General features: G+C 27.9%; 8 protein-coding genes. All 8 read left to right on the top strand.

What is annotated here, in order from left to right; genetic code table 11:
- The first annotated feature begins 426 nt into the window (after positions 1-426).
- Positions 427-588 carry a hypothetical protein gene (locus NG904_RS11195; protein ID WP_252224894.1) on the top strand — a complete coding sequence of 54 codons (162 nt, stop codon included), beginning with the start codon at positions 427-429 and terminating at the stop codon, positions 586-588.
- 71 nt (positions 589-659) lie between these two features.
- Entirely contained in the window at positions 660-794 is a 135-nt protein-coding gene (locus NG904_RS17310; RefSeq protein WP_012422723.1) for a hypothetical protein, read from the top strand.
- A gap of 300 nt (positions 795-1,094) precedes the next feature.
- On the top strand, positions 1,095-3,035 hold the full coding sequence (locus NG904_RS11190) for a sigma-54-dependent Fis family transcriptional regulator (protein WP_252231675.1): 1,941 nt from the start codon (positions 1,095-1,097) through the stop codon (positions 3,033-3,035).
- Between the two features lie 254 nt (positions 3,036-3,289).
- Positions 3,290-4,363, top strand: coding sequence for a 2,3-butanediol dehydrogenase (locus NG904_RS11185; protein WP_017826274.1), 1,074 nt, complete (start codon positions 3,290-3,292; stop codon positions 4,361-4,363).
- Between the two features lie 20 nt (positions 4,364-4,383).
- Positions 4,384-5,271, top strand: coding sequence for a sulfide/dihydroorotate dehydrogenase-like FAD/NAD-binding protein (locus NG904_RS11180; RefSeq protein ID WP_252214645.1), 888 nt, complete (start codon positions 4,384-4,386; stop codon positions 5,269-5,271).
- A 2-nt stretch (positions 5,272-5,273) separates the two neighbouring features.
- Positions 5,274-6,665: an NADPH-dependent glutamate synthase gene (gene gltA / locus NG904_RS11175; protein ID WP_252231674.1), complete on the top strand. Its 1,392-nt coding sequence runs from the start codon at positions 5,274-5,276 to the stop codon at positions 6,663-6,665.
- Between the two features lie 604 nt (positions 6,666-7,269).
- Positions 7,270-8,979: a methyl-accepting chemotaxis protein gene (locus NG904_RS11170; protein WP_252231673.1), complete on the top strand. Its 1,710-nt coding sequence runs from the start codon at positions 7,270-7,272 to the stop codon at positions 8,977-8,979.
- 594 nt (positions 8,980-9,573) lie between these two features.
- The gene (locus tag NG904_RS11165) at positions 9,574-11,283 is read left to right on the top strand and encodes a methyl-accepting chemotaxis protein (protein WP_252231672.1); all 1,710 of its coding nucleotides are present in this window, start codon (positions 9,574-9,576) and stop codon (positions 11,281-11,283) included.
- Positions 11,284-11,550: the final 267 nt, after the last annotated feature.

Below are 11,550 nucleotides of genomic sequence, written 5' to 3'. Positions count from 1 at the left end.
CTCAAAGTCCAATTATAATGTCACTTTACCTATTGCATATATCAACACGCATTTAAAACAGAGCCAATAAATTTAATAGAGCATTAATTAATAGTAGTAGGTAATTTTTTTATTAGAATTATCTACTATTTTTTTATTCTTTAGGAATTTATATTATTAAAAAATTTGTGGATAACTTTTAAAATAATGTGTTTTAAAGGTATTATGAGTACCCCTAAAGAATAAAAAATAATCATATGCCGCACCATTATTCCTGCACTGCGTTTGGAAAGGGCGCATGGCTAAAAAAATCGACGGTTCCAAAGTCGCCTTAGCGATTTTGTTCTTGTAAATAAAGTATAGAGTTACTTAATAGTAAATATTATTCATATAAATACATTATATTTACATAAATGTTATAATAAACATTAAAGAGGAGTGATAATATTGGAGACAAATTATATGGTTATTATAAGTACAGTTGCAAATATTTTATTAATAATAGGAATTTCAATAGTAGTGGTTAAAGGTATTAAAAAAATAAAGAACTTTGTTAATAAAGTTGAAAAACTAGATAAGAAAATGGATGAGGTTTTAAAGAAATTATAAAAAATATTATGTTAAGTTATTATCAAAAAATATCTTAACATTTAATAATATTACTTATTAGGGGGATATTTATGGAGAATATGAGTATTATGAGTGGAGCTATAGCATTTGGTATAATTCCAAAGTTAATTTTATGGGTAATGGAAGTTTATGCATTATTTTTAGGGATTAAAGCACTTAAGATTTATATTGATAAGAATTCTTAGAAATAATTCAATATTATATAACAAAAGAGTTAGCAAAAATTTGTCTAACTCTTTTTTAATTAAATTAAGATATTTTATAACAACTAAAATAACTATTCTAAATGTCACTCCATGAAAAAAGGAATACTTTCTGCAAAGAAGTAATTAAAAATTTTAATAAAGTCTTTTTGTTTTTGTGGATGAAGTCCCAAAAAATATTATATTGCTTTCTTAAGTAGTAGTTCATAAATAAATTAAGTATAATAATAGCATGTAATGTTATTTTAAAAATAGTTATATGAGTATTGGAGAAATATATATATGGAAAATTACATGAACTTTATTAATAATGCATGGAAAAAATTTATTGCTACTGGAGAAGTAGATAGTAAAGTTAGAAGTGAAATAGCGGAATCATGGATAAGGTGTAGGAAATATGGTGTTGATCCTAACAATGGTAAGGGAAATGTTAAACATCCAGAGATAGATAAATTAATAAAAAGTAATATTGAACTTATTTCAGTAGCTCGACCTATTATGGAAAGTATTTATAGTATGGTTTCTGGATCGGGTTTTGCTTTATTTTTGTCAGATAAAGATGGCTATTTATTAGAGATAATAGGCGATCAAGATATAATGGAGAGGGTTAATGAATTAAACTTTTTAAAAGGAGAATTATGGACAGAAAATATAGTTGGAACTAATGCTATAGGAACAGCACTATATCTTAATAAGCCAGTTCAAACAATAGGTGCAGAACATTATGGAATAAATCAACATTCATGGACTTGTTCAGCATCACCAATTCATGATGAAGACGGAAATTTAATAGGGTGTATAAATATGTCTGGAAATTATTATAATGCTCATTCTCATACTATGGGAATAGTAACAGCCGCAGCTCAGTCAATTCAAAAACAAATGGCTTTAACTATTTCATATAAATTATTAAATGTAACTTTTGATTCTATATCTGAAGGTATGATAGTTATTAATGAAAATATGAAAGTGAAAAGGGTAAATGGAAGAGCATTAGATATATTAAATATATCATTAGAAGAAGCTATGAAAATGAACATTGATAAATTTTTAAATGGGGTACATTTTCACAAATTACTTAAGGAGCAAAATAAATCTTTAAATAATATAGAATGGGATTTTCATATTAATGATAGCGTAGTTAAGTGTGTTATAAATGTAGTGCCATTAAATATAAGTGGTAAGAAGAATGGGATGGTAATAACTTTTACAGAAGTTAAAAGGGTACATAAATTAGTAAATAAATTTGTAGGATACAAAGCTCAATATAAATTTGATGATATTATGACAACAAATAAAGATATGAAAAAGATGATAGCTTTTGCAAAAAAAGCTGCTGTAAGTGATTGTAATATATTAATTCAAGGAGAAAGTGGAACTGGAAAAGAATTAATAGCACAATCAATACATAATTATAGTGAGCGAGATAAAGGACCATTTGTTGCTGTAAACTGTGCATCAATTCCGAGAGAATTAGTTGAAAGTGAATTATTTGGATATGAAAAAGGTGCTTTTACAGGAGCTTCAAAAGAAGGGCACCCAGGAAAATTTGAATTGGCAGATGGAGGAACAATATTTTTAGATGAAATAGGGGAACTTCCATTAGATACTCAGAGTAAGCTTCTTAGAGTTTTAGATAATGGAAAGATTATAAGGGTTGGAGGAAATTATGAAAAGCAACTAAATGTGAGAATTATTGGTGCTACAAATAGAATATTAAAAAATGAAATAAATAAACAAAATTTTAGAGAAGATTTATATTATAGATTAAGTGTAATGGAGATAAAAACTATTCCTTTAAGAGATAGAATAGATGATATAAATGTACTTATAAATTATTTTATAGAAAAACTAAATTTAAAAAATAAAGATAAAATTACAAAAATAAATGATTACTATGTAGATGAATTAAAAAAGTATAATTGGCCAGGAAACATAAGAGAACTTAGAAATGTAGTAGAGAGAGACTATTATCTAAGTGATGATGAACTTATAAGTATAAATAATATGAATTATGTAGAGGCAAATAAGAACTTAGAAGAGGAAAAATTTACAGAAGAAGATATAAAAATACTACCTCTTGATTACTTAGAGAGAAATGCTATAAAGGATGCTATAAAAAAATGCAATGGAAATATTCAAATGGCATCAAAGTTACTGAATATAGGAAGAGCTACATTATATAGAAAGATTAAAAAGTATGACATAAGTGTATCAAAATGAGAATGAAAAGAGTAAGTGTATCAAAATGATAAAAATAAATGTATCATACTGATACATTTATTTTTATATATAGATATAATTAAAGTTAATTTTAATATTTTATAAATAAGCTATATAGTTGTAAATACAGAGGTTTTCAATAAATAACTTTATAATTTAATAATTATGTTAAGAATTTGGCATGGATATTGCTATGTAAATATGTATGTTAATTAATTAACAATATATTTAGATATTTAGGGAGGATTTTTAATATGAAAGCAGCATTATGGTATGCAAAGAAAGATGTTAGAGTAGAAGAAATTGAAGAACCAAAGGTTACAAGCAATGGTGTGAAAATAAAAGTAAAATGGTGTGGGATATGTGGATCAGACTTACATGAATATTTAGGAGGACCTATATTTATTCCAGTAGGACAGCCTCATCCATTAAGTGGAACAACTGCACCAGTAGTTTTAGGTCATGAATTTTCAGGTGATATTGTAGAAGTTGGTGAAAATGTAACAAAGTTTAAGGTTGGAGATAGAGTAATTGTTGAACCTATAGTTGCATGTGGAAAATGTCCAGCATGTTTAGAAGGAAAATATAATTTATGTTCATCTCTAGGATTCCATGGACTTTGTGGAAGCGGTGGAGGACTTGCAGAATATACAGTTTTCCCAGAAGAATTTATACATAAGATACCGGATGAAATGTCTTATGAACAAGCAGCTTTAGTTGAACCAATGGCAGTAGCATTACATTCAATTAGAGTAGGAAATTTTAAAATTGGAGATACAGCATTAGTATTAGGTTCTGGTCCTATAGGATTAGCAACTATAGAATGCTTAAAAGCAGCAGGTGCAAAATTAGTAGTAGTATTACAAAGAAAATCCATAAGACAAGAATATGCTAAAAGAGCAGGCGCTGATGTTGTTCTAGATCCTAATGAAGTGGATATAGCAGAAGAAGTTAAAAAACTTACAAATGGACTAGGAGTAGATGTAGCATTTGAAACTACAGGAGCTCAAATAGGATTTGATACAGGTATTAATAGCTTAAAATTCGAAGGAACTATGGTTATAACAAGCATATGGGAAAATGGCGTTACATTTAATCCTAATGCTTTAGTATTTACAGAAAAGAAGATAGTTGGGACATTAGCATATAGACATGAATTCCCAGCAACTATGGCTCAAATGAATGATGGTAGAATAAAAGCTGAAGGATATGTAACTAAGAGAATACACTTAGATGACATAGTAGAAGAAGGATTTGGAGCATTAACAGGTCCAGAAAAGAAGAAACACGTTAAGATATTAGTAACACCAGATAAAGGTCTTTTATAAAAGAATCAGGGGGAACATAAATGTACAAGATAGTTAGTAAAAGAGAGCTTACAAATAATATATTTTTAATGGATATAGAAGCTCCAAGAGTAGCAAAATCAGCACAGCCAGGTCAATTTATTATTATTAAGAATGATGAAAAAGGTGAAAGAGTACCTTTAACTATTGCAGGTTATAATAGAGAAGAAGGAACTGTAAGTATAGTATTTCAAACAGTTGGTAAAAGCACACAAGAACTAGCTCAATATGAAGTTGGTTCTTATGTAGCAGACTTTGTTGGACCATTAGGACAGCCAAGTGAATTTATTCATGAAGATTTAGAAAGCTTAAAAAAGAAAAAGCTAATATTCATTGCTGGGGGAGTAGGTGCTGCACCTGTTTATCCTCAAGTTAAATGGATGCATGATAATGGAATAGATGTAGATGTTATTGTTGGATCTAGAACAAAAAATTTATTAATATTAGAAGAAGAAATGAAAGCAGTAGCTGGAACTCTTTATGTAGCAACTGATGATGGAAGCTATGGATTTAATGGAAGAGTTACTGATTGTTTACAAGGTCTAGTTAACGAAGGAAATAAGTATGACCATGCAGTTGTTATAGGACCTATGATAATGATGAAATTTATGGCAGATTTAACTAAAAAATTAGATATACCAACTACAGTAAGCTTAAATCCTATAATGGTAGACGGAACAGGAATGTGCGGAGCTTGTAGAGTAACTGTTGGTGGTGAAATTAAATTTGCTTGTGTTGATGGACCGGAATTTGATGGTCACTTAATAAATTACGATGAATCAATGAGAAGACAAGCTATGTATAAAACAGAAGAAGGTAAAGCTAAACTAGCATTAGAAGAAGGTAATACGCATAGTCATGGTGGCTGTGGTTGCAGAGGTGATAAGTAATAATGGATATGAAAGAGAGAATGGTAAGAGTACCTGTAAGAGAACAAAATCCAAAAGTTAGAGCAACAAATTTTGAAGAAGTTTGTTTAGGATACAATGAAGAAGAAGCGATTAAAGAAGCTTCAAGATGTTTAAATTGTAAAAATCCTAAATGTGTAGAAGGCTGTCCAGTATCTATTAATATTCCAGGATTTATTTCACATGTTAAAGAAGGTAACTTTGAAGAAGCAGCAAAAGAAGTTTCAAAGTATAGTGCACTACCAGCAGTCTGTGGTAGAGTATGTCCTCAAGAAAGTCAATGTGAAGGAAAATGTGTTTTGGGAATAAAAGGTGATTCAGTATCAATTGGTAAGCTTGAAAGATTTACAGCTGATTGGGCAAGTTCTAATAACGTAGATTTAAGTGAAACAGCATCTAAAAATGGAATAAAAGTAGCTGTTATAGGAAGTGGCCCATCAGGACTAACTTGTGCAGGAGATTTAGCTAAAAAAGGATATGATGTTACTATATTTGAAGCACTTCATAAAGCGGGTGGAGTTTTAGAATATGGTATACCAGAATTCAGACTTCCAAAAGAAAAAGTAGTTAAAAATGAAGTTGATAATATAAGAAAACTTGGCGTTAAGATTGAAACTAATGTTATTGTAGGTAGAACAATAACAATTGATGAACTTTTTGAAGAAGAAGGTTTCAAAGCAGTATTTATAGGTTCAGGAGCAGGTCTTCCTAAATTCATGGGAATAGAAGGAGAAAATGCAAATGGAGTATGTTCTGCAAATGAATTCTTAACAAGAGTAAACTTAATGAAAGCAGCAGTTGATGGATATGATACACCTGTTAGAGCTGGTAAAAAAGTTGCTATAGTTGGTGGCGGAAATGTTGCTATGGATGCAGCAAGAACTGCATTAAGACTTGGAGCAGAAAGTCATATAGTATACAGAAGAGGTGAATCAGAACTTCCAGCAAGAGTTGAAGAAGTACATCATGCTAAAGAGGAAGGTGTAATCTTTGATGTTTTAACTAATCCAAAAGAAATATTAGTAGATGAAAATGGATGGGTTAAAGGAATGAAATGCATTAAGATGGAACTTGGAGATCCGGATGAATCTGGAAGAAGAAGTCCAGTTGAAATTGCAGGATCAGAATTTATTATTGATGTAGATACTGTAATAATGTCACTTGGAACATCACCAAATCCATTAATATCTTCAACAACTAAAGGATTAGATATAAATAAGAGAAGATGTATAATTGCTGAAGATGAAACTGGATTAACATCAAAAGAAGGTGTTTATGCTGGAGGAGATGCAGTAACTGGTGCTGCAACAGTAATTCTTGCTATGGGAGCAGGAAAAAAAGCAGCTAAGGCAATTGATGAATACTTAACTAAATAATTTAGATATATTGAACTAAGCACACACTTATAAAAAGTCCTTTACTTAAATAAAATGAGTAAAGGACTTTTTTAATGTATAAGAAATTATAGAATTTTTGAAGATTGAAAGGCTGATGAAATCTAAGATTATGGATATATTTTTGAATTGACAATGTATAATGAACAATTGACAATTTAGGATGAAATCACAACGTGATTTCTAAATATATATTTTTTAAGAAAGCCAGTTGCTTTCAACCATAATTGTCCATTGTCAATTGTAAATTGTTCATTAAAGGGTGGCGCAGCCACTTTTGTTCTAACTATTTTTATATAGTATTGGATAATATGGTAATTATTTAAAAATAAATGTAATTGAGTAAATATTAAATAATAATAAAATTTTAGCTATAAAAATAAGTTTCTACAAAAAACGACCAATTCAGTAAAAACTATTTAAAAAATGAAATGAATCGTATATAATGTAGCTATAAATATAAAATATAAAAACTATTTTTATAAAACCAGATTTTAAAATTTAATTATATTAAAATATTATTTTAAAACATAATAGAAGCATATTAAAAATACTTAAATTTTACTTATAGTAAGGGGATAGGGGAATGTTAAAAACAATAAAAAATAAACTGATTTTTCTTGTAACTATTTTTGTAATTACTATTATATCTATGGGTATTTATTCAGTAAGAACTTTAGATGTTGTAAATCAAAAATCAACAGTTATTGCACAAGAATGGGTTCCAGCAATTATATATTCAGAAGAATTAAATACTATGACATCAGATTTTAGGCTTCTTGAATATGATCATATTATTGCAACAAGTCCAGAAACGATGCAAGAAAAAGAAAAAGCTATGGAACAAAAGAATGCAGAAATACAAAAAAAATTAGATCTTTACTCAGAAACTATAGGAACAGAAGATGATAAGGTATTATTTAATAGTATTAAAGAAGAGTGGAATAAATACTTAGAATTAAATAAACAAGTAATTACTTTAAGTAGAGAATTAAAAACAGAAGAAGTAATGAATATAATGAATAATGAATCAAAAGAAGCTTTTGATAAAGCATCTTCTGCTTTAGTGAAATTAGCTGATCTTAATGTAAAAATGTCTGAACAAGAAAGTTTAAATGGTGACAAACAATATAGTGCTACTGTGAAAATAAATATTATTATAATAGTAATATTAAGTATAGCAAGTGCAATTTTTGGAGCACTTATTATTAAGTCTATAAGAAGACCATTAAATATTTTAAAAGTTGAATTAGATTCTTTATCAGAAAGAGGAGGGGATTTAACTCAAGAAATAAAAATTAATTCTGAGGATGAAATAAGTGATTTAGCCAAGAGTTTAAATAAATTCATACAAAATTTAAGAGAAATTATTAGAACTGTTAATGAAAGTTCGGATGATATAGAAAATGTTGTAGATATTATAAAAGGTAATGTTACAAATTTAAATTCGGACATAGAAGAAGTTTCAGCAACAACAGAACAACTTGCTGCAAACATGGAAGAAACAGCAGCTTCAGCTGAAGAAATGTTAGCAACATCACATGAAATAGAACAAGCAGTAAACTCTATTGCGCAAAAGTCTCAAGAGGGAGCAATTAAAGCGGGAGAGATAAATAAAAGAGCAGAGGATACTAAGATATATGTACAAGCTTCTCAAGAAAAAACAAATGAAATATTTGCAAATACAAAAGTAGAATTAGAAGAAGCTATACAATCATCAAAAGTTGTTGAACAAATAAATGTACTTTCTGAGTCAATAATGCAAATAACATCACAAACTAATCTTCTAGCACTTAATGCTGCTATAGAAGCTGCAAGAGCTGGAGAAGCAGGAAAAGGATTTTCAGTTGTCGCAGAAGAAATAAGAAAACTTGCAGAACAATCAAAAGACACAGTAATAGAAATTAAAAATATAACAGGAAAAGTAACAGATGCAGTTAAAAATCTTTCAAACAGTTCAAATAAATTATTAAAATTTATGTCTGTAGAAGTAGATAGTGATTATAAGAATATGTTAGATGTAGCAGATAAATACAGTAAAGATGCTGACTTTGTTGATAATCTTGTAGCAGATTTTAGTTCAAGTTCAGAGGAACTTTTAGCATCACTACAAGATGTAATTAGAACTATAGATGGAGTAGCACAAGCAGCTGGTGAGGGAGCAGGTGGTACTACGGATATTGCAAGTAGTATATTACAGGTTAACGATAAATCTAATGATGTTTTAGAGAATGCATTAAGATCACAAGAAAATGCTCAAAAACTAAAAGAAGAAATTTCTAAATTTAAGGTTTAGAATATACTTAATTTTAGAATATAGATTAAATAATTATAAGGGTAGACATTAAATGTTTGATATGCTCTCTTTATAATAGATGGTTTTATTATTTTAACTGTCTATTATAAAGGGGGCAGTTCAATTATATGATGTCTGCCTTTGTTTTTATTCTTAAATGTTTTTAGATAAGTTTATTCCACAACTATTTGCTAAAAATAATGCTTGGGTAGTGGATATTTAGTATTTTGAATATTTGAATTTAATTTATAATAACTATTTTAGAGATTAGATAATTCTATAAAATATATCATTTGATAATTATTATTTATATAAAATGCTTTAAATATTAACAGATAAACAATATAAGAGGTGAAAAACTACAAAAAGCGACTAAATGATCAAAATTCGTTTTAAAATTTTAACAAATAATATATAATACTATAATAGTGCAAAAGTGATTGAATAATTTTACAACTGAATAAAATAAAAAAATACAATTTTGTAAAATTAAATTATATTAAAAATACAATTTTATTTAATTTTGCAAAAATATAGACGAAAATACATATAAGGTATTAAAATTTTATTTATAAATAGTAAGGAGCTAAAGATATGTTAAAAACAATAAAAAACAAATTGATTTTTCTCGTAGCTATTTTTGTAATTACAATTATATTTATGGGTATTTATTCAATAAAAACTTTAAATAATGTAAATAAACAATCAACAATCATAGCACAAGATTTTATCCCAGCAATGATATGTTCAGAAGAATTAAATACAATGACATCAGATTTTAGATTACTTGAGTATAGTCATATAGTTGCAACAACTCCAGAAATTATGGAAGAAAAAGAAAAAGCTATGGAAGAAAAAGAGAAAGAAATACAGAAAAAATTAGACATTTATTCAAAAACTATATATGGAGAAGAAGATAAAGAATTATTTAATATTGTTAAAGAAGAATGGAACAAATACTTAGGATTACATAATCAAGTTATTGCTTTAAGTAAAGAATTAAAAATACAAGAAGCAATGAATATAATGAATCAGGATTTAAGAGAAGCTTTTAATAAAGCATCATCTTCTTTAATAAAATTAGCAGATCTTAATAAAAAAATGACTGAAAATGCTAGTTTACAAGGTGATAAAGAATATAATGAGTCTATTAAAATAAATATAATAATAATAGCAGTATTAAGTGTATTAAGTATAATGTTTGGAACTATTATTATTAATGCTATAAGAAAGCCGTTAAATGTTTTAAAATCAGAATTAGATTCATTAGCAGAAAGAGGCGGAGATTTAACGCAAGAAATAGAAATAAATTCAGAAGATGAAATAAAAGATCTTTCAATAAGTTTAAATAAATTTATACAAAATTTAAGAGCGATTATTAGAACTGTTAATGAAAGTTCTAATAATATAGAAGATGTTGTAGAACTTATTAAAGATAATGTTACAAATTTAAACTCAGACATAGAGGAAGTATCAGCAACTACAGAAGAACTTGCTGCAAATATGGAAGAAACAGCAGCTTCATCTGAGGAAATGTTAGCAACATCGCAAGAGATAGAAGAAGTGGTTAAGTCTATTTCGCAAAAATCTCAAGAGGGAGCTATTAAAGCAGGAGAGATAAGTAATAGAGCAGTAGATACTAAAATGAATGTACAAGCTTCAGAGAAAAAGTCAACTGAGTTATTTAAAAGTACAAAAGTAGAATTAGAAGAAGCAATACAAGAATCAAAAGTTGTTGAAGAGATAAATGTACTTTCTGAATCAATAATGCAAATAACATCACAAACTAATCTTCTTGCGCTTAATGCTGCTATAGAAGCTGCAAGAGCAGGAGAAGCTGGAAAAGGATTTTCAGTTGTTGCTGAAGAAATAAGAAAACTTGCAGAGCAATCAAAAGATACCGTAATAGAAATTAAAAATATAACAGGAAAAGTAACAAATGCAGTTGGAAATCTTTCTAGTAGTTCAGATAAATTATTAAAATTTATGGCTGTAGAGGTTATTGGTGATTATAAAAACATGCTAGATGTAGCAGATAAATATAGCAAGGATGCCGAGTTTGTTGACAATCTTGTAACTGATTTTAGTTCAAACTCAGAGGAACTTTTAGCATCTTTACACGAAGTGCTTAAAACAATAGATGGAGTTTCACAAGCAGCAAATGAAGGGGCTGGAGGTACTACAGATATTGCAAGTAGTATTTTACAAGTCAATGATAAGTCTAATAATGTTTTAGAAAATGCATTAAAATCACAAGAAAATGCTCAAAAATTAAAAAAAGAAATTTCTAAATTTAAGATTTAGAATATATTTAATTTAAGGTTTTGCTTTAGCAGTATCTTAATATCAACACATATTTAAAACAAAAACTGATTTTAAAATATAATCTAAATTAATGATAGAGATAGATGTTATATATTCAAAATAATGTCTATCTTTATTTTTGTATAGCAAAATAAAACAATATATTTATAATAAGTAAAAGTTGAACAACTTATTTACAAATATGATAATACAAATGATAATCATTGTCAAGTAAGCCCCTTAGTGGTATATTATTACTATAAAGAA

This window comes from Clostridium sp. ZBS15 (genome assembly GCF_023845705.1).
Taxonomy (GTDB): Bacteria; Bacillota; Clostridia; order Clostridiales; family Clostridiaceae; genus Clostridium; species Clostridium aquiflavi.
The sequence above is the reverse complement of the archived record's forward strand: the minus strand, read 5'-3'. Positions and strand labels throughout refer to the sequence as shown.